Below are 17973 nucleotides of genomic sequence, written 5' to 3' on the forward strand. Positions count from 1 at the left end.
CTGGACTGCTTACACTTTCTTCATGCAGCTGATCCCTGCAATAAATGTATCAATCAGCCGGGATAAGGTGATCTCCAAGTCGAGCGGCAGGCCGAAGCCTCCCTTGTTCTCCAGTGCAGTAAAGCCGTGCAGAATACTCCGCAGTCCCCGAACAGCATGCAGTTCTCCTTCTTCCCCAAGCCCGTAACCGGACAGCACATGCAGGATTAAGGATAAAATCTGCTCACTTGTCTCTTCCAGCAATGTGTTCCCTTGATCTGGTGCTCGCAGCGTTGTTTCGTATAGACCCGGATGCTGCCTTGCAAAGTCCACATAAGCCTGCCCTATAGCGTGAACGGCTGCATCACCGGCTATCCCCTCAGAGGCCTTAGTCATCGCAGCGTGAAGCTGTTCCAGGCCGTGGACGGCCAACAGAGTCCGTAGCCCTGCCAGTCCGTTAACGTGATTATACAACGACGGAGAGCGTACGCCCAGCTTGGCCGCGAGTGAAGCCAGAGTGACTTCTCCCATCCCCCGCTCATCCGCTAATTCTGCCGCAGCCAATACCAGCGTACGTGTATCCAGTCCAGCCCTTGGTGACATCTCATCTCCCTTCCTTTCCTAGTTGCAATTGAGCTTTGCTCACAGCTTGTTTCATGGCTTCCCCTGGCGCCTTCAGCAGGTTGCCGTGTCCAACGGCAAGCACCGCTGCAGACGTCCCTGCAAGCTTAATTGCGCTGGCCACAGCCTGCTCCTTATTCCAGGTAGCCATTGCCGGAAATGGAAACCATGGTACAACCGTCCCGGCCACCGCAATTCCCCTAAAGGTCTGAAAAGCATCCCCTACAATCAGGGCCCCGCTTCGCTGATCCAGAAAAGACATTGAGCCTGGTGTATGGCCGGGAGTACTGATTGCGGTTAAAGAGCCGACGGTATCTCCGTCATGGAGCAATATATCCGGTTTGGTGGATATTTTAGGTAAACTCCCTTTAATCGGAGTCTGCGGTTCACCTTGTCTAAGCGAACGGTCCCCGCCCAGTAAAGCTGCATCCCGCTCAGATATATATACTACAGCGTCAGGAAGCCGTTTCTTCAGTTCATCCAGCGCTCCAACATGATCTCCATGAGCATGGGACAGCACGATTCGGGTAAGCGGCAGGTTTAATTTAGCAGCTGTACGGAGGATCCCTTGGACACTAAAAGACATCGCCGCATCAATCAATGTTAATTCCTGCTCTTCTACAACAAGATAGCAATTGACCGGAAACCATCCGGGCATCCACGTAAGCTGCAGCAAATTTCCTTCTTGAGTAATTCTCATAAATACACCCCTTAAAAACTAATGATATTAGTTACAATATAAACTAATGTTATTAGTTTTGCAAGAGACAGCATCTTTAGGAGCTCATCCGACTATTCCAGGTGCTTATCCGCATTTTGATTGGAGCGTTTAATCATGAACCATTGCATCCAGGTAATCCCGAAGAAAAAGACAACGGAGCCAACCAATGTGCTCATTACACTCGCAACTACATCAACTTCGTCCTTACCCAACAGGTCATAGCTGATCATCAATATTGCCCATATCAGCGCACCTGTAGCTCCACTGATCAGATTGGTTTTCTTGAGCCGCTGTACTTCCCCGGCCTTGCTCGGCAGGAGGAATAGTCCACCACGCATGCTCCGGAGCGTAACATAGAAACAAGCTGCCATCAGGATTAGGAAGCTGTCCAGCCAATACTTCAGATCCAAGTGCAGAACAAATACTTTAACAAAAAAACTGCCCGCTATGCCCACAAACACAATCGTAAACCCGTGCGCCATTAACTTATGTACTTCACCTTGAATCCGCTCATCCTTGATCCCCTTACCTTTCATAACTACTCCTCCCAAAATATATCGTTTAAAGTTGTTCCCAGTTCCTTGCAGATGGCAATACATAACCGGATTGTCGGGTTGTAATTTCCCGCTTCAATCAGTCCTATCGTCTGTCTCGTCACGCCCACCGCCTCCGCCAGCTGCTCCTGGGACAGGTCCTTCTGAATCCGCGCCAGTTTCAGTTTGATGTTCTTCTCACTCACCAGAGCCCTCCCGGAGAATAAATTCACTTACCGCTCCATTGTAATCTATAACCGTCATTATGTACAATATATATTGCATCTACATTTCAATCCGATAGAAAAAAAGCATCCCGCAGGATGCTTCAATAAGAGCTAGTCCAGGTGTTAGTCCGGATTTTTGTTCCTAACAGCGGCTTAGGTGTTTATTCCACAACTCCACTCTCCGGATAGCTGTCTACAACTGTAAGTAGCTGAGCGGCTTCCTTGCGTGGACGGCTGGCGGGAATAATCTCCGGATAACCGGCATGGATCATCGCAATCACTTTCTCTCCCGGCTTCACACCAATCTTGCTGCGGAATTCCGGAGCGTAAATATAAGGATCCGTCTTCCAAATCGTACCTACTCCCCGTTCCCATGCCGCCAGCTGGAAGTTCTGCACAAGTGCGGATGCAGCGGCAAAATCCTCATCCCACTCTCTTTGACGCGGGTCCTCAGGGATCACGACGACTACTGTTAAAGGAACCGATGAAAGATATTCTTTGCGTTTGGCTGCAAATTCCGGATCAGCTGCCCCGCGCTTCAAGAATGAATAAGCAGCATCCCCAAGGAATTCCGCCCCTTCCCCCTGAAAAGCAATAAATCTCCACGGCTGCCGAAGTCCGTGATTTGGCGCCCATACCGCGATATCCAGCAGTTCCTCAAGCAGGCCTGCAGGCAGAGGTTCAGACTTAAACTGTTTAATGGAGCGGCGCTCCTTGATCACTTCGGCAATGCTGCCGTAAGCTGCAGACTGGTTCTGATTCATAAGGATTCCCTCCAGCACTAAGTTATGATAACCATTCTCAGTGATTGTACATGATTCCAATTGCTTTTTCAAACTTGGGAATGTCCTGATCATGCGCTTCAAGCCTATCCTGTATCTTGGAGGTAAATACGCTTCTTTGCTGTACAGCCAAAAAAAAGCACCACCCGAACGGGCAGTGCCTGTAGCTCTTTTCGATCAGCCGAAACGGCCCATGATATATTCCTGGGTCATTTGATTCTCCGGATTGCTGAAGACTTTCTCTGTCTTGTCGTATTCCACAAGTGAACCGAGGTAAAAGTATGCGGTAAAATCCGAAATCCGCGCAGCTTGCTGCATATTATGCGTAACAATAACAATGCGAAGCTCTTCCTTGAGTTCCTTGATCAGTTCTTCCACTTTACCGGTCGATACAGGGTCGAGTGCCGATGCCGGTTCATCCAGCAGCAGAATCTGCGGATTAACTGACAATGCGCGGGCGATACATAACCGCTGCTGCTGTCCGCCGGACAACGCCAACGCTGAATCCTTCAGGCGGTCCTTGACCTCGTCCCATAATGCCGCACGGCGCAGACTGCTTTCCACAATTTCGTCCAGTGCCTGCTTACCTTTAATTCCATGGTATTTTGGACCAAAAGCAATATTGTCATAAATCGACTTATAGAAAGGATTCGGTTTCTGCCAGACCATGCCGATCTTTTGCCGCAGCTTGATCACATCAGTACCTTGAGCGTTGATGTCCACGCCGTCAATCCAGATGCTCCCTTTCGTTGTCGAACCGGAGATGTCGTCATTCATACGGTTAAGGGAACGAAGGAAAGTCGATTTACCACAGCCCGACGGGCCAATAAGTGCAGTAACAGTATTCTGGCCAAAAGGAAGACTGATTCCCTTCACTGCTTCATATGTGCCGTAAAATATACTTAGGTCCTCTGTTTGAAATGATTCACGCACCACAGGTTCCGCTATCCCCATCTCTTACTCCTCCTAAAATGTTTCTATAATCAAAGTTTTAGTTCATTCTTTTGGAAGCAGTCAGCTTGCGGTAAATATATCTGCCGAAATACCTTGCGGCCAGATTGAAGATCAATACTGTAATAACGAGCACGGCCGAAGCTCCGGCTGCGATTTGTACGGCATCAGGCGCCAGCCCTTCGCTGTTGACTTTCCAGATGTGAACAGCCAGGGTTTCAGCCGGACGGAAAGGATTAAGCGGTGAAGTTTGACTAAGCGGATTCCAGTTGGTGAAATCCAGACGCGGGCTGCTCATGCCCGCCGTGAACATCAGAGCGGCCGCTTCACCGAAGACACGGCCAGCGGAGAGAATCGTACCAGTGATAATCGTCGGCAGTGCCACGGGAAACAGTACAGAGGTAACAATCTTCCACTTGGATAATCCAAGGGCAAACCCTGCCTCTTTCTGCTGCTTGGGCACTGTACGGAACGCCTGCTCCGTAATACGCACCATCAGCGGCAGATTAAATACGGTAAGTGCGAGAGCACCGGATATTAAGGAGAACCCCAGATTGAAGGTGTTTACGATCAATAAGAGACCGAACAAACCTACGACAATGGAAGGGAAGGAAGACAGGACTTCCACGATCAGGCGGATAAAGTTCGTTAGTTTGCCTGGACGTGCATACTCCGCCATAAAAATCCCCGCTCCAAGACCTAGCGGTACAGTTATGATCAGCGTCAGCACCAGCAGGAACAGTGAGTTGAACAGCTGCGGCCCCACACCTCCGCCTGCGCGGATTTTTTGCGGTGCGGAAGTCAGGAAATCCCAACTGATATGGTTTAAGCCACGGATCAGAATATATCCAAGCAATCCAACCAGAATGGCTACAATGAGTAATGCGAAAAAGACGATAACGGTGGTGGCAACCTTGTCTGCTGTTCTCGGCTTCAAATTTTATTTCTCCTTTCGAGCATTCTTACGATGAGGACAAAAGCAAAGGTCATCAGCATAAGAACCAGCGCCATACTCCACAGCGCATTATTGTGCGTTGACCCCATCGTTGTATTCCCCATACCAAGCGTAATTACGCTGGTCAAGGTTGAAGCCGATTCGAAAAGTGACTTCGGCACGAAAGGTGCATTTCCGATTACCATTTGTACAGCAAGGGCTTCACCGAAAGCACGGGCCATCCCCAGCACTACCCCCGTCATAATTGCAGGGAATGTAGTCGGAAGAATCACCCGGGAGATCGTCTGCCACCGTGTAGCACCGAGCGCAAAGGAGGATTCTTTTAAGTTTTGCGGCAAAGAAGCCAGCGCGTCTGCAGCCACGCTTGTAATCGTCGGCAAAATCATTACCGATAGGACAAGCGCGCCTGCAGCAACCCCGATGCCCTGCCCTGGCAAGGTATTACGCAGAAACGGCACAATGACGCTTAAACCCACAAAGCCGTAAACGACTGACGGGATGCCTGACAGCAGTTCGATAACCGGCTGCAGCAGCTTTTTACCCCAACCCGGTACAATCTCAGTCATGAACAGAGCAGCGCAGATACTGAGTGGACTTGCGATAAGCGCTGCAAGCAGCGTAACCAGAAATGAGCCGGTAATAAAAGGCAATGCTCCGTAAGAGGGATTGTCACCTTCCGGGGACCATTTTTTGCCGAACAAGAAATCAGAAAGCTTAATTTCACCGCTGGTAAAGTTAGCAATCCCTTTGGACGCCACAAAATACACCATCGATACAATGATTACTATCAATAGGAGTACACAGAAGGACATATAAGAACGCCCGATAAAATCTTCGATATGATGTTTTTCAATTTTGGATTTCTTAGGTTTTACACTCAAGCTGCTCCCTCTTTCTAAAGTGAAAAGAGAGGCAGAAGGATTCCGCCTCTAATCACATGAAGTTCTAATGGATGAAGTCTGTAAAGCTTGTCAGCCGGGAATTACTTGGTTGATACTTTGCCTTCTACATCACGGGAAACCTGCATTTTCGAAGCCGGGATATATCCAAGCTCTACTACATCGCCGTTCTGCACTTCATCTGTCATGATGTAGTCAAGGAATGCTTTGACATGTTCAGCAGGCTCACCATTTGTGTACATGTGCTCATAAGCCCACACCGGATATTTACCGGAGATAACATTGTCTACAGAAGGCTCAACACCTTCATAGTTCAGCGTTTTTACAGTTTCATCAAGGTAAGACAATGCCAGATATCCGATAGCCCCTGGAGTTTCACCGATCATTTTCTTAACAGTACCGGAAGAATCTTCTTGAATCGATCCTTCTTGGTCTTCTGTTTTAGTTCCAAGTGCAAAGCTTTCAAAGGTTGCACGTGTACCCGAGCTTGCTGGACGGTTGATAATTTGAATCGCTTGATCCGCTCCGCCAACTTCACTCCAGTTCTTAATTTTTCCTGTGAAAATGTCAACCAGCTGCTGTTTAGTCAGGCTGTCTACTCCAGCTTTGGGGTTGCTTACTGCTGCAATCGCTACAACTGCAACTTGATGGTCAACAAGTGATTTTGCTTTTTCTGCATCTGCATCCTTCAGCTTCTCTTCTGCGAACACATCAGAGTTACCGATATCTACTTGCTTCTCAGCAACCTGAGTTAAGCCCGTGCCGCTTCCTCCGCCTTGCACTTGAATATCAACGCCTGCGTTTGCATCCATAAAGCCTTCAGCTGCCATTTCAACAAGTGGCTGAAGCGCTGTGGAACCCGAAGCCAGAATCGATCCGCTTAATTCTGCGCCGCTGCTTTCTGTAGGTGTATTTGTCGCAGCTGCATTAGTTCCCCCATTATTAGTTGCCGCATTATTTCCTCCGTTACCGCATGCCGAAAGTGCTACTACACTGGTTAAAGCCAAAGCCATGATCCACGATTTTCTGAATTGCATTTTTGTTTGTTCCTCCTAAAGGTTTTGTGTGTGTCTGACCCATTGAATCTGCTTCTTACAAAACTCACTTTGGAAGCATTCCTCTTTGTGTATCTCTTATGACTCTTCCTATTCTAGAGCTCGTTCGTTAGAGAAAAAGCTTATGTTTGTAAAACGAAAGATAAAAATTCTAATAGAAAATGTATAACAGTATAGATATAATCTATACTAAGAAGATGTTTTATTAACTTATTGCCATCCAGACCGGAGGAAATTCATGAATATTGTGAAGCTGCAAATTGTAGTCCTGATTGAAAAATACAAAAAAGTAACGGATGTCGCTGCCGAAATGGGTCTAAAGCAGCCTACCGTTTCCTTTCATATGAAAAGCCTTGAAAATGAGCTTGGAGCCTCCCTCTTTCAATACCGCAGCGGGCGTGTGCTGTTAACCGATGCCGGACGGGCGCTTTTTCAATATGCAGTTCGTATTGTTTCCCTCGCTGCAGAAGCGGAACGGAGCGTCAAACAGTTCTCCTCCCTCACATCGGGGAGCCTTACGCTTGAGGCCGGGTACATGCCTGGTACTTACTTTGTTCCTAATATAATGTCACAATTTATCAATCTTCATCCGGGGATAGATGTGTCGCTTACGATACAATCGGATCACCTTGTGCGTGAACGGCTGAGGGGGCGGGAGATCCAACTGGGGGTACTGCAAGACAGTGATGGTGGAGATGACTCCTTTCATACACAGGTGGTTGCCCGGGATGAGGTTGTTCTTATATTTGCACCCGGTCATTCGTTTGCTCAAATTAAAGTGCTGTCCCCGGAGCTGGTGGCGCAGGAGCCGTGGATTCAGCATGATCCCGCTTCCAGCCTGAGAGCAACAGCCGACCAATGGGCACAGCTGAACAATGTGCGTGTATGGAATAATACTGTTGTGAATTCACCGGAGGCTTTTAAAGGGATGATTAGCGAAGGCGGAAATGTGGGACTATTCTCCAAAACAGGAGTTAAAGACGAGGTGGCCTTGGGCCGTTTAAGTTATGCTCCGCTTCCGGGGGTTTCGCCCGGGCTTGCAACTTATGTACTGGCTTGGCGGAAGGATTATACCTTAACTCCCTTGCAGCAGGCATTTGTGGAAATGGCTGCTGCTGAGAGCGTGTTGGTCTGATAACAGAACAGTTATATTGTAGTTAAGCACTATAGTATCTGGACGAAAACAGCAGCATCCATAACAATCTTAATTTACGCATTTTTTTTCAATCTTCGTCTACGCACTTCTTTTTTATTTAATGTCGTTAACTATATATATTAATTAATGATGTGAATTAAATAAACCGGTGATCCACTCAGGCTGATTGATTCAGCTCAAAGCAGACCACCGGTTCTATGATGAACATTTCTTATTAATTCATGCCGTTAACTATATTTCGATTCTCCGCAGAAACAGCCACCGTCCTTAAAAGGACACCAAAGCTATTCGTCGTAAAGTCAACGTTTCTCTGCTACCAGCGCAAACGTCTTGGGAATTCCTTTGTCGTAAACCTCAGACGACAGGTTGGGCTCCTCCACCAGTTCACGGATGACTAGACCACTAGCAGCGGCTGCCGTAACGATCTCCCCCAAAGTCCAGCGCCGCCAATAAACAACACTATGCTTCTCACCCGTCTGACCGCCTGAAGCAGGCATATACTTCGAGTAAGACACCTTCTTCTGTTCCAGCGCCGTATCAAAATAATCGCCGCTTACCTTGTGCTTCCGTACTTTAGCGGTTGATCCTTTAGAAGAAATCAGTTTGGTCGTCACCGGATGAAAATCACGCAGCACGAAGGTTCCCCCCGGAGCCAGCAAACGGCAGACAATTTCCATAAATGGGCTCAGGTCAGTGAAATAATGGACAATCCCCATTTCAGCAAAAACGATATCATACGTGCTGTCCAGCACTTCTTCGGGCAGCTTCAGCACATCCGAGATGATATAGGACAGCCCGACTCCGGCTTCCTGCGCCAATTCCTCCGCATACCGGGCGTTAGCTTCTGAGAAATCGGCAACAGTCACTTCAGCCCCCAGCAGCCCTAGGGCTACCGCCTTCATGCCGTTCGAGCCCATCAGATTCATCATCTTCTTCCCGCGAACCTCACCGAAATAAGCGTTTAACGGGAACAACCGGGACGCCGGGTCTTTAGTCAGCTTCGCTGCTGCCTCTGACGGAGTGCCGAATCTGCTGGTCCATGCGGCATAGGTATCCTCATTCCAGAGTTCTTCACTGGAAGGCGCAGCTCCCGGATTGTCTTGCGGTTCTTGCTCTAAGTCTTGATCCTTCATACTGTGAAATACCCCTTTATATTGATAAGTTGTCTGTTAGAATGTGTGCTTTAGGAGACGCTGGGCAGAGCCTCACTTCTCTTCGCCGCTTTCCTGCGTCCTGCATACAAATAGACTGCAAGTCCTCCCATTACCAATACTCCACCGGACCATTGGAGGATTGTCAACTGTTCGCCAAGCAGCAGGAAGGCCAGAATACTTGCACCAACCGGCTCTCCCAGAATATTCATCGAGACGGTAGTCGCCGAAGTGTACTGCAGCAGCCAGTTAAACAGAATGTGACCGAAGACGGTCGGGACGACTGCCAGCAAGACGAAGATTCCCCACTCCCTTGGCGGATAATCAAAGAACGGAATGCCCGCCAGCAGATTATAGACCGCAAAAACAATAACCGCTGCGATAAATACAATCAGGCTATACAAATACGGTGGCATGCGGGCAACCAGCTTCTGTCCGATCAGCAAATGAGCGGCAACCGCTGCTGTGCCGCCAATAGACAGCAAATCACCTTTTAAATTGTCAGAGGACAGGCCGATATCTCCCCAGCCAATAAATACAACACCAAAGATCGCAATGGCAAGTCCCGCTATGGCGGCCATACTGCTTTTTTCTTTATACAGCAAATAAGCTCCAAGCATAATAAACACCGGCTCCAGTGCCATGATCATCGTCGAGCTGGCTACAGAGGTGAATTTCAGTGAACCCATCCATAATAAAAAATGCAGGGCAAGCATCGCCCCGGACACAACCAGCAGCAGCCAGTCTTTACGGCGCAGGGCAAAAGCGGCACCGCTGTAAGGCCGGGCAAAGGGCAGCATCAATAGAGAGGTGAACAGCAGCCGGTACATCCCCTGAACCGATACCGGAGCGGATGACCATTTTATAAAAATAGAAGAAAAAGAAATAGCCACAATTCCAATCAGCATCAATAGCGGAATGGGAACAGGCGGTTTTTTTGAAGTCACGGCAGGCATCCTTTCGGCTCAGATAAAAGTCACTTATGTAAATTTACCTCAGAATCCGGAAAAAAGCAGCTTTTTTCATGAAAATCCGCAACAGAGGCTGCAGCTTTCTGAAAAACAACAAAAGCATGGCCTCCCGACCTGCGGCGGAAACCCATGCCTTCGTATGTTCCTCCGGTAACCGATGAACTCCTCTAACGTTAAGGTCTAAGTACGACCTTGATACAATCCTCTTCCTTGTCTCCGAATACCTGGTAGCCATACTCCGCTCTGCTGATTGGCAGCCGGTGAGTAATGATGTCTGTCGGATCGAATTTGTTCTCCTTAATCATCTTATAGAGCATCGGCATGTAATGAATAACTGGAGCCTGACCCATCTTGAGCGTAATGTTGCGTTCAAACAATTGCCCCAGCGGGAACATATTATAATTCAGCCCATACACGCCGACAAGCTGGATCGTTCCGAATTTGCGAACCACCTGGGCGGCCGTCCGAAATGCACTGAGTGATCCGCCTTGCAGCATCAGCGTTGTTTCGATTTTCTCCACTACAGACATCTTCGCATCTAGTCCTACACAATCAATCACCACATCCGCCCCGCCACGGGTAATCTCCTTCAGATGCACCTCTAAGTTCTTTATCTTAGCAAAATTAAAAATCTCGACATTATTCTTCTGCTTGGCATGTTGCAACCGGTATGGGATATGATCTACCGCAATGACCCGCGAGGCTCCCTTCATCCAGGCGAATTTCTGCGTGAGCAGTCCGACAGGCCCGCAGCCTAGTACAATGACCGTGTCTCCAGGTTTTACCCCGGCACTTTCCACGCCCCACCAGGCTGTTGGCACAATGTCCGAAAGGAACAGGAGTTTCTCATCCTCCATCTCGGCATCCTCGGGAATAACAAAAGGACCAAAATTACCGTAAGGAACACGCAGCAGCTCCGCTTGTCCGCCGGCAAAGCCGCCGTACGAATCGGAAAAGCCGAGATAACCTCCGGTATCCTTGGCCTCGTTGGCATGGTCACACTGGCTCTCCATTTCATGCTGGCAGAAATAACATTGTCCACAGGCTACATTAAAAGGAATGATGACGCGGTCGCCTTTTTTGACTCTGGTAACGTCCGGTCCGATATCTTCGACAATCCCCATCGGCTCATGGCCAATAATATAGTCGTCGTGCATGCCGGGGATTTCCCCGTTATAGATGTGAAGGTCCGAACCGCATATCGCTGTCGAGGTGATGCGCACAATGATGTCGTCCTTCTTTTCCAGCTTAGCGTCGGTTACTTCTTTAACTTCGACTTTCTTCTTCCCTTGATAGGTTACTGCCTTCATGTTGAGGACCACTCCTTCGGAAGTAGAGTTAAGAACTTAGCAAGGCTAAACTTGTTAGCAGCATACTATGTTATAACCCCAAAGTCCCGGTGTTTATCCGTTATCCTCCGAAGTCTCTCCTAAATGCCTAAGTACTCAAAGAAATCAAATATTTCTTGTAGCACCAGCCAGCCTGCAAGCGCAGCCGCTGCCAATAGAGCAGTAAGTAACACAGTCCATACCCTAATATTGCGTTTCAGTCTGCTTGAGCGTTCCATCCCCACTTCATCATCTGATTTCCAGTACCAATCACTGTCAAGTTTCATTAACTCATCACCCTTCCGCTAATCCAGTGGGCGGATGCAGCAGCGGAGAGTACATCATCAGGGCATGATTTTCGGCCACCGCTTCATCCCCTGCAAGCTCACCACTGCGCGTAAATACTCTGCGGCGGATGCTGTTGCTGCGGACATAACCGCCCCATGGCTTCAGACGGATTACATGATCAGCCTCGTATATCTCATAATGATAAAGCAGCTTGTCATCGCATCTCCATTCGCCGTACAGATGAGTATCATCCAGGTGCAGCTTCAACTGATATGTCCGGTCTGTATTGTTCTGAAGCTGCAGATCCAAATAATTATATGCACAAGTGGCCCCGCTGCCGAAAGGTTGCGTCCGCTGTTCGTCGGGAAATACATCATAGCTGTGGCGGTGCCGCTCGGTCACGGTCAGCGGGGTGTGCAGCGTCATCCAGTAGATCAGATTGGACAGCTGGCATAATCCGCCTCCTGTGCCGGAACGAAAACCACCGTAATATAGAACCATTCCGTCCAAGTAACCTTTACGCCGGGTTAGCTTACCGATCGTTTGCCAATACGAGAAGGTCTCTCCCGGCGAGATCACCAGACCATCCAGCCTGGCGACGGCCAGACGCAGATTTGTAATCTTATTGTACTGTAGCTGCATGTCCACATTTCGCAGTCTGCGCAGGAGCGGGGTTGAATGCCCGGCTGCCTTATAGGGCAGTGCCTCAGACCGATGTCTTGTTGCCTTGTTACCGCGCTGGATAAACCATGTCCAGTATCTTTTCCAGGTGAAATATCGCTTGCCGGCGAACAATCTCAACCTGGACCGGCGCACTGGCTTCATCGCAGATTTCCCTGCATTCATTGGAATTCTACCTCACGCTCCGGCCGAAGCACAGCGAATCTCCCGCCCAGCACTGAATTATGATGCCTGACAATCTCTTCACCGCTAAAATTGGCGTTGCCGAAAGTGCTATGCGCATCCTGGACCAGTACGCTGGAATACCCCATGCTGTAGGCCCGTCTAGTGGTTGTATCGACACAGAATTCGCTTTGCATCCCGCATATGACAAGATTGGTCACACCCAAACGCTGCAGCTCCTCATGCAGCCGGGTACGGTGAAAAGCATCCCAAGTCGGTTTCTCGACTATGGAGTCTTCCTCCTTCGGTGTAATTCGGCCGCTAATCTGCCAGGTGGGCAAACCCTTCGTATACTCCTCATCCTCGGTGTGCTGGATATAGACAACCGGAGCCCCTGCGGAGCGGGCTTTATTCAATAGCGATATAATCCGGTCCATCACGCCTCCTTCATCATGCAGCTTCACATTATAAGAGAACATGGCCTCTTGGACATCGATAATTAATAAGGCTGTTGTCATGTATGATCCCTCGCTATTCCCTGGTTTTCCAATAATTATACCAGAAGACTGCCTGAAGAATCCCCCTTGAGATTTCACAAAATTCATCTCAAACATTATGAAATTGTCATCCTTTTTATTTCCCGCGCTTATTATGCCAGATGAGTGCATGAAGCTGAGGGAGCACCCGTGCCCGGTTCATCTCTGGATCGGCGATCACCTGATTAAACAGCCATTCCAGCCTACCCAGTAGACGTACGGAAATGTCACCTTCCTCCGTGACATCCTCATTGCCCGGCTGCAGGAACAGTGGCACCTCAGGGTATCGTTTATGCACTGCTTTGGCATATTCATAATCGCCTCCGTTAAAGACAACAACCTTCAGGCTATGGGCAGTTTTGCCTTTATCATGCAGCCTCCCCATAATGCCATCAAGGATCTCCCAATCCGTCGTCATACCTGAGCTTGGCGGCTTGGGGCTGATTGTCAGCACATCCACGTCGTTGAACCATTCCTGCCAGCGGCTGCCCTGGGTTTCGATTGCTGCTTGAATGCCCCGCTCGTGCAACCCCATGATGAAGGTACCCATCGCCTCACCAATTAGTGCAGGATTGCCACCGGAGATGGTTACACAGTCAAAATTATTTCCGGCTAGTGAGAGCAGTTCGGCCATAATCTCCTCTGGTGTAAGCATCCGCACCTTATCCTTGGCCGAACCATCCCATGTGAATGCGGAATCGCACCAGCTACAGCGATAGTCACAGCCATAGGTACGGACGAACATGGTTTTCACTCCGATAACTGCGCCTTCCCCCTGAATGGTTGGGCCGAACATTTCTATGACCGGAATCTTACTCACAGTCACAACCCCCATGCATCCGGTAGGAGGGTCCATCCTCCGGAATGTCCTCAGCCAGCACTTCCGCCCAGGAAGTGGGCGTCTCCCACAGCTTAACGGAATATAACGGCAACGCCACCTGCTTCAGCTTGTAGGCTATATAACACGCCATGTTCTCCACCGTCGTTCGGAAGGAGAGCATCGCTACCTTCGATCCCGTATTTATCAATGTATCCAGCACAGGCTCGTTACCCATCGCCAGAAAAGCGTGATCCAGCCGGTCGACCAGACTCTGCTGTACCGTGCTTTTAATATCGCTGAAATCAATCACGAAGCCTTCGTCCGAATGCCCCGCCTCCACGGAAGGTTTACCCTTCAGGACCACTTCAAGCTTGTAGGTGTGGCCGTGGAGATTGCTGCATTTCCCCTTATGTCCAATCAGCTGATGTGCAGCGTCAAAAGTGAATATTTTACAGACCGATACTTCGCCCAGCATTATAAGCCAACCTTCTTTCGCTCAGCCACATACTGCTCAAGACCACGCTTGCGAAGCAAACATGCCGGGCAGGTACCGCAGCCGCTGCCAATGATACCGTTGTAGCAAGTCAGTGTGTGCTGACGGATGTAATCAAACTGGCCCAGCTCGTCGGCCATCTTCCAGGTTTCTTTTTTATCCAGCCACATCAGCGGTGTATGAATGACAAACTCATAGTCCATAGACAGATTGAGGGTTACATTCAATGATTTCACAAACACATCGCGGCAGTCAGGATACCCGCTAAAATCGGTCTGGCATACGCCGGTGACGATATTGGCATATCCCAGCTGCTTCGCCAGAATTGCCGCAAAGGACAGGAACAGCAGGTTCCGGCCATCAACAAAGGTGCTGGGCAATTCATCCCCTTCACCGGATACAATTTCTATATCATCACGGGTCAAAGCATTGGGTGCCAGCTGATTCAGCAATCCCAAATCAAGAATATGCTGCTTCACATTGAATTTGGCGGCAATTCCCTTGGCAACCTCAATTTCAGCGGCATGGCGCTGGTTATAGTTAAAGGTAACGACCTGAACTTCCTCAAAGTGCTGGATAGCCCACACGAGGCAGGTTGTACTGTCTTGTCCGCCGCTGAATACGACGAGCGCTTTTTTATTCATTTCACACTCTCTCCTCTCCACGGTCTGGGATCATCGGTTATCCACTTTTTCTGGATATAGGTCATGATTGATCAGCCGGTGTTCGGCCATCGCCTCATACTTGGTTCCCGGACGCCCCCAGTTGCAGTAAGGATCAATGGATATTCCGCCACGCGGGGTAAATTTGCCCCATACTTCGATGTAACGCGGCTCCATGAGCGAGATCAAGTCATTCATAATAATGTTGACACAGTCTTCATGAAAGTCACCGTGATTGCGGAAGCTGAACAGATAAAGCTTCAGGGACTTGGACTCGACCATCTTTTGCTCCGGAACGTACGAAATGTACATCACGCCGAAATCCGGCTGTCCGGTTACAGGGCACAGGCTGGTGAACTCGGGGCAATTAAACTTCACAAAATAATCGCGGCCGGGATGTTTGTTGTCAAACACCTCGAGAATTCCCGGATCATAGCCGAATTTGTACTGCGTCCCTTGATTGCCCAGCAGGGTGACCTCTTGCATTTCCTCTTTCAATCTGCCTTCTGACATGACAAAAAAACCCTCTCTTTTCCCCCGGCTTACTGCCGGAACTGGAAAGAAGAACGAGATTTCGAAAACATGGCCCTACTAAGAAATTACGCAGCATAGCAGGAAATAAGTATAGGCATCTCCCTATACTCCCTTAAGCCCCCTTCAACCGGAGACTTTACCTATGCATCAAGATGTCTTAGTTTTTTATAGAGGGAGTTTGCGAACCTCTCCTGCGATGTACACGCAGACTTCTTCTTAAGCTTATTATTAACGTCTTGAACTATAACATGATTGGCAGAAGATTGACAACCCATAAGAATTTGCCTGCTAACAGACTTATTGCCATTGCTACTCTTTGCCGGTTCTCAGATCCATAGTACCAGAACGGTCATCCACAGCGGGAGCAGCAGACTCTCGAAAAGTAGCAGGCCATCACCGTTTAGAATACGATTTAAATTTTCCACGATTTCAATGCTTGGCAAAGCGGCGAAGAACGGATAAGTCCAGTCCGGCAGTGCCTGATATACGGAAGCATGCAGGAAAAAGACAAGCGCAGCAGGCTTCTGGCGATTAACACACGCTGCTTCCAGCCTTTGGACAGCTGCCAACCTTGGATTTCTGTCGGCAGGCTGCCAATCACTTCATCCACCCGACCCTTGGACACACCGTATTAATCGGCAAAAGGTTCAAGATTGTCGCGGATGAACTGCGTACATATAGATTTGGCAGCTCAAAGACAACCCCAATCTGAGCGCGAACCTTATTTTTTATATTGTGAAATATTCATGCCATTAATTAATATTTGTCCTTCACTGGGCTGAAGCAGGCCGGTCATCATGCGAATGGCTGTTGTTTTCCCCGCCCCTTTAGGGCCTGGAAAGCCAAATACTTCCCCTTCCCCAACTGAAAAGGACAGCCGGTCTACCGCCCGCTTCTCCTGAAACGATTTCGATACTTCCGTAAGCTGAATCAATGGCCTACCCACCTTTGCCTAAGGTTTGCTTTCCTTCAAGCTTATTCGTAGAAATTGAGAATATCCCAAGGAACTAATTAGATGTTGCAGAAATATGGATTCAATTTCAACAAAAGGGGTAACTTAGAATTTATAATCTCTTAAATAAGGATGGGATCAACTTATGGATCAAACGGTACAGAAGCTTCTAGATTGGCTCGATGCTCACGCAAACCAAACCGTTGTAATCAAAAAGCAGGAGCTTGAAGATCTCGATACAGTCCACTTTCAATTGGAAAACGTAGAGTACCGCACCGCTGAGGATAAGATCGATAATTATCTGGATGATGCGCTTATCTTAAGAGGATCAGGCAATACCCTGAATGGTGATGGTGAACTTGTGCCGCTTCCACAGCATAGTTATGAAATTGCCGTCAGCGGACTACATTTGGATAATATTGGTGAAGATAAAGCGGAACTCCAGACAGACAGAGCCAAGTATGCTCTCTCCACAAGCTAATCGGAATACTGAGAGTCCACTGCACATAACTTAATGCAAAAAAATAGGCCGCGGTAATTGCTACCGCGGCCAACAAAATGAAGTTATTCTTCTCCGATAATTTCTACTTCAGTCTCCAGCTCGACTCCGAATTTATCCTTCACTGCAGCCCGCACATGCTGAATAAGTCCGATATAATCGCTCGCAGTGGCATTATCTGCGTTGACAATAAATCCGGCATGTTTACGCGATACTTCAGCACCGCCAATCCGGGTCCCTTGAAGCCCGCTTTCCTGGATCAGCTGTCCGGCATAACGGCCCGGCGGCCGCTTAAAGACACTTCCGCATGACGGATATTCCAATGGCTGCTTGGATTCACGCAAATAGGTCAGTTCATCCATGGAAGCTTTAATTAAAGCAGAATCCCCCGGAATCAGCGCGAATCTGGCTTCCAGCACGATATATTCACCGCTCGCAAAGACACTTTGTCTGTATCCCCACTGAAACTCATCCCCTTGCAGGGTGACCAGCTGCCCTGCCTTATTGATGGCAAGCGCACTTTGCAGCACATCCTTAACTTCGCCTCCATACGCGCCAGCATTCATATAGAGAGCACCGCCAACTGTTCCGGGGATGCCGCAGGCAAACTCAAGACCTGCCAGTTCCTGCTCCAGGGCATACCTGGATACATCAATGATCTTGGCACCGCACTGGGCGTACAGAAGATCTCCATGAATTCCCATACCGCTTAAGCCTGAGGTCTGCAGGACGATCCCGCGGATTCCACCGTCACGGATAATTACATTTGAACCATTTCCCAGTACTGTAAGAGGAATATCATTCTTCCGGGCATATGTAACAATATTTTGAATTTCCTCATAAGTGGCAGGTTCAGCCAGTATATCTGCACAGCCGCCCATTTGGGTGAATACATAATCCTTAAGCACTTCATGGCTTTTTACCGTACCGGCTGGAGCCAGTTGCTGCAGATCCTCTTGAATTTTGCTGATATTCATCCTTCATGCTCCTTTTACGCTATGAAAATAATAAATCTTA

The 17973-nt window shown here is 48.7% G+C and carries 25 protein-coding genes and 1 riboswitch; of the genes, 3 read left to right on the forward strand and 22 right to left on the reverse strand.

Translation table 11 applies throughout. The annotated features are described in order from the left end of the window. Positions 1–9 precede the first annotated feature (9 nt). The 9 genes from NST07_RS18255 to NST07_RS18295 form a co-directional block, all read right to left on the reverse strand. Positions 10–582: a WHG domain-containing protein gene (locus NST07_RS18255; RefSeq protein WP_342479916.1), complete on the reverse strand. Its 573-nt coding sequence runs from the start codon at positions 580–582 to the stop codon at positions 10–12. 1 nt (position 583) lies between these two features. Then, the gene (locus NST07_RS18260) at positions 584–1300 is read right to left on the reverse strand and encodes an MBL fold metallo-hydrolase (protein ID WP_341093596.1); all 717 of its coding nucleotides are present in this window, start codon (positions 1298–1300) and stop codon (positions 584–586) included. 92 nt (positions 1301–1392) lie between these two features. Continuing rightward, positions 1393–1857 (reverse strand): DUF6773 family protein, encoded by a 465-nt coding sequence (locus tag NST07_RS18265; RefSeq protein ID WP_341378799.1) that lies wholly within the window; start codon positions 1855–1857, stop codon positions 1393–1395. A 2-nt stretch (positions 1858–1859) separates the two neighbouring features. Continuing rightward, positions 1860–2060, reverse strand: a complete 201-nt coding sequence (locus NST07_RS18270) for a helix-turn-helix transcriptional regulator (protein WP_340898044.1) — start codon at positions 2058–2060, stop codon at positions 1860–1862. A gap of 182 nt (positions 2061–2242) precedes the next feature. Further along, positions 2243–2845, reverse strand: a complete 603-nt coding sequence (locus NST07_RS18275; RefSeq protein WP_341093598.1) for a nitroreductase — start codon at positions 2843–2845, stop codon at positions 2243–2245. A 195-nt stretch (positions 2846–3040) separates the two neighbouring features. Continuing rightward, a complete protein-coding gene (gene pstB, locus NST07_RS18280) occupies positions 3041–3817 on the reverse strand; it encodes a phosphate ABC transporter ATP-binding protein PstB (RefSeq protein WP_341093600.1) in 777 nt (258 codons plus the stop codon). A gap of 37 nt (positions 3818–3854) precedes the next feature. Continuing rightward, positions 3855–4751, reverse strand: a complete 897-nt coding sequence (gene pstA / locus NST07_RS18285; RefSeq protein ID WP_341093602.1) for a phosphate ABC transporter permease PstA — start codon at positions 4749–4751, stop codon at positions 3855–3857. After that, entirely contained in the window at positions 4748–5650 is a 903-nt protein-coding gene (gene pstC / locus NST07_RS18290) for a phosphate ABC transporter permease subunit PstC (RefSeq protein WP_341093603.1), read from the reverse strand. Before pstC ends, pstA begins: the two co-directional genes overlap by 4 nt. Before the next feature lie 101 nt (positions 5651–5751). Next, positions 5752–6705 (reverse strand): phosphate ABC transporter substrate-binding protein PstS family protein, encoded by a 954-nt coding sequence (locus NST07_RS18295; protein ID WP_340898041.1) that lies wholly within the window; start codon positions 6703–6705, stop codon positions 5752–5754. 256 nt (positions 6706–6961) lie between these two features. Between NST07_RS18295 and NST07_RS18300 the strand changes: the two genes are divergently transcribed. Next, the gene (locus NST07_RS18300; protein ID WP_341093606.1) at positions 6962–7858 is read left to right on the forward strand and encodes a LysR family transcriptional regulator; all 897 of its coding nucleotides are present in this window, start codon (positions 6962–6964) and stop codon (positions 7856–7858) included. Between the two features lie 320 nt (positions 7859–8178). Here the strand turns inward: NST07_RS18300 and NST07_RS18305 are convergent, their stop codons facing one another. Both NST07_RS18305 and NST07_RS18310 read right to left on the reverse strand, forming a co-directional pair. Beyond that, positions 8179–9012 carry a class I SAM-dependent methyltransferase gene (locus tag NST07_RS18305; protein WP_341093607.1) on the reverse strand — a complete coding sequence of 278 codons (834 nt, stop codon included), beginning with the start codon at positions 9010–9012 and terminating at the stop codon, positions 8179–8181. Positions 9013–9062: 50 nt separating this feature from the next. Beyond that, positions 9063–9938: a DMT family transporter gene (locus NST07_RS18310; RefSeq protein ID WP_342479917.1), complete on the reverse strand. Its 876-nt coding sequence runs from the start codon at positions 9936–9938 to the stop codon at positions 9063–9065. 10 nt (positions 9939–9948) lie between these two features. Between NST07_RS18310 and NST07_RS18315 the strand changes: the two genes are divergently transcribed. Further along, positions 9949–10155 carry a hypothetical protein gene (locus NST07_RS18315; RefSeq protein WP_342479918.1) on the forward strand — a complete coding sequence of 69 codons (207 nt, stop codon included), beginning with the start codon at positions 9949–9951 and terminating at the stop codon, positions 10153–10155. A 19-nt stretch (positions 10156–10174) separates the two neighbouring features. Here the strand turns inward: NST07_RS18315 and NST07_RS18320 are convergent, their stop codons facing one another. The 10 genes from NST07_RS18320 to NST07_RS18365 all read right to left on the reverse strand — a co-directional run bounded on the left by NST07_RS18320 (position 10175) and on the right by NST07_RS18365 (position 16439). After that, positions 10175–11311 carry a zinc-dependent alcohol dehydrogenase gene (locus NST07_RS18320; protein ID WP_341093611.1) on the reverse strand — a complete coding sequence of 379 codons (1137 nt, stop codon included), beginning with the start codon at positions 11309–11311 and terminating at the stop codon, positions 10175–10177. A gap of 119 nt (positions 11312–11430) precedes the next feature. After that, positions 11431–11616, reverse strand: a complete 186-nt coding sequence (locus NST07_RS18325; protein ID WP_342479919.1) for a hypothetical protein — start codon at positions 11614–11616, stop codon at positions 11431–11433. Between the two features lie 7 nt (positions 11617–11623). Continuing rightward, complete coding sequence (locus NST07_RS18330) at positions 11624–12463, reverse strand: VanW family protein (protein WP_342479920.1); 840 nt, start codon at positions 12461–12463, stop codon at positions 11624–11626. Next, positions 12460–12978: a cysteine hydrolase family protein gene (locus NST07_RS18335; protein ID WP_341093614.1), complete on the reverse strand. Its 519-nt coding sequence runs from the start codon at positions 12976–12978 to the stop codon at positions 12460–12462. The genes NST07_RS18330 and NST07_RS18335 overlap by 4 nt, the downstream gene beginning before the upstream one ends. 115 nt (positions 12979–13093) lie before the next feature. Further along, the gene (queE, locus tag NST07_RS18340) at positions 13094–13816 is read right to left on the reverse strand and encodes a 7-carboxy-7-deazaguanine synthase QueE (protein ID WP_341093617.1); all 723 of its coding nucleotides are present in this window, start codon (positions 13814–13816) and stop codon (positions 13094–13096) included. Continuing rightward, complete coding sequence (locus tag NST07_RS18345) at positions 13809–14291, reverse strand: 6-carboxytetrahydropterin synthase (RefSeq protein ID WP_341093619.1); 483 nt, start codon at positions 14289–14291, stop codon at positions 13809–13811. Before NST07_RS18345 ends, queE begins: the two co-directional genes overlap by 8 nt. Further along, positions 14291–14953, reverse strand: a complete 663-nt coding sequence (queC, locus tag NST07_RS18350; RefSeq protein ID WP_341093621.1) for a 7-cyano-7-deazaguanine synthase QueC — start codon at positions 14951–14953, stop codon at positions 14291–14293. Before queC ends, NST07_RS18345 begins: the two co-directional genes overlap by 1 nt. A gap of 30 nt (positions 14954–14983) precedes the next feature. After that, positions 14984–15484, reverse strand: a complete 501-nt coding sequence (queF, locus tag NST07_RS18355; protein WP_341093623.1) for a preQ(1) synthase — start codon at positions 15482–15484, stop codon at positions 14984–14986. A 172-nt stretch (positions 15485–15656) separates the two neighbouring features. Then, a riboswitch (PreQ1 riboswitch) is annotated at positions 15657–15700 on the reverse strand. A 131-nt stretch (positions 15701–15831) separates the two neighbouring features. Further along, a complete protein-coding gene (locus NST07_RS18360; protein ID WP_341093626.1) occupies positions 15832–16074 on the reverse strand; it encodes a hypothetical protein in 243 nt (80 codons plus the stop codon). 152 nt (positions 16075–16226) lie between these two features. Beyond that, positions 16227–16439, reverse strand: a complete 213-nt coding sequence (locus tag NST07_RS18365) for an ATP-binding cassette domain-containing protein (RefSeq protein ID WP_341093628.1) — start codon at positions 16437–16439, stop codon at positions 16227–16229. 163 nt (positions 16440–16602) lie between these two features. Here NST07_RS18365 and NST07_RS18370 point away from each other — a divergent pair, with 163 nt between their 5' ends. Then, positions 16603–16938, forward strand: coding sequence for a hypothetical protein (locus NST07_RS18370; RefSeq protein ID WP_342479921.1), 336 nt, complete (start codon positions 16603–16605; stop codon positions 16936–16938). 83 nt (positions 16939–17021) lie between these two features. On the opposite strand, the gene murB is transcribed toward NST07_RS18370, so the two are convergent. Next, positions 17022–17933, reverse strand: a complete 912-nt coding sequence (murB, locus tag NST07_RS18375) for a UDP-N-acetylmuramate dehydrogenase (protein ID WP_341378803.1) — start codon at positions 17931–17933, stop codon at positions 17022–17024. Positions 17934–17973: the final 40 nt, after the last annotated feature.

The sequence above is a fragment of the Paenibacillus sp. FSL L8-0340 genome (assembly GCF_038593145.1).
Classification (GTDB): domain Bacteria; phylum Bacillota; class Bacilli; order Paenibacillales; family Paenibacillaceae; genus Paenibacillus_AQ.

Coding starts and splice junctions, on each gene's coding strand:
- NST07_RS18255 (WP_342479916.1), bottom strand. CDS start 582: ATGTCACCAAGGGCTGGACTGGATACACGTACGCTGGTATTGGCTGCG.
- NST07_RS18260 (WP_341093596.1), bottom strand. CDS start 1,300: ATGAGAATTACTCAAGAAGGAAATTTGCTGCAGCTTACGTGGATGCCC.
- NST07_RS18265 (WP_341378799.1), bottom strand. CDS start 1,857: ATGAAAGGTAAGGGGATCAAGGATGAGCGGATTCAAGGTGAAGTACAT.
- NST07_RS18275 (WP_341093598.1), bottom strand. CDS start 2,845: ATGAATCAGAACCAGTCTGCAGCTTACGGCAGCATTGCCGAAGTGATC.
- pstB (WP_341093600.1), bottom strand. CDS start 3,817: ATGGGGATAGCGGAACCTGTGGTGCGTGAATCATTTCAAACAGAGGAC.
- NST07_RS18295 (WP_340898041.1), bottom strand. CDS start 6,705: ATGCAATTCAGAAAATCGTGGATCATGGCTTTGGCTTTAACCAGTGTA.
- NST07_RS18300 (WP_341093606.1), top strand. CDS start 6,962: ATGAATATTGTGAAGCTGCAAATTGTAGTCCTGATTGAAAAATACAAA.
- NST07_RS18305 (WP_341093607.1), bottom strand. CDS start 9,012: ATGAAGGATCAAGACTTAGAGCAAGAACCGCAAGACAATCCGGGAGCT.
- NST07_RS18310 (WP_342479917.1), bottom strand. CDS start 9,938: ATGCTGATTGGAATTGTGGCTATTTCTTTTTCTTCTATTTTTATAAAA.
- NST07_RS18315 (WP_342479918.1), top strand. CDS start 9,949: ATGGGAACAGGCGGTTTTTTTGAAGTCACGGCAGGCATCCTTTCGGCT.
- NST07_RS18320 (WP_341093611.1), bottom strand. CDS start 11,311: ATGAAGGCAGTAACCTATCAAGGGAAGAAGAAAGTCGAAGTTAAAGAA.
- NST07_RS18325 (WP_342479919.1), bottom strand. CDS start 11,616: ATGAAACTTGACAGTGATTGGTACTGGAAATCAGATGATGAAGTGGGG.
- NST07_RS18330 (WP_342479920.1), bottom strand. CDS start 12,463: ATGAATGCAGGGAAATCTGCGATGAAGCCAGTGCGCCGGTCCAGGTTG.
- NST07_RS18335 (WP_341093614.1), bottom strand. CDS start 12,978: ATGACAACAGCCTTATTAATTATCGATGTCCAAGAGGCCATGTTCTCT.
- NST07_RS18345 (WP_341093619.1), bottom strand. CDS start 14,291: ATGCTGGGCGAAGTATCGGTCTGTAAAATATTCACTTTTGACGCTGCA.
- queC (WP_341093621.1), bottom strand. CDS start 14,953: ATGAATAAAAAAGCGCTCGTCGTATTCAGCGGCGGACAAGACAGTACA.
- queF (WP_341093623.1), bottom strand. CDS start 15,484: ATGTCAGAAGGCAGATTGAAAGAGGAAATGCAAGAGGTCACCCTGCTG.
- NST07_RS18370 (WP_342479921.1), top strand. CDS start 16,603: ATGGATCAAACGGTACAGAAGCTTCTAGATTGGCTCGATGCTCACGCA.
- murB (WP_341378803.1), bottom strand. CDS start 17,933: ATGAATATCAGCAAAATTCAAGAGGATCTGCAGCAACTGGCTCCAGCC.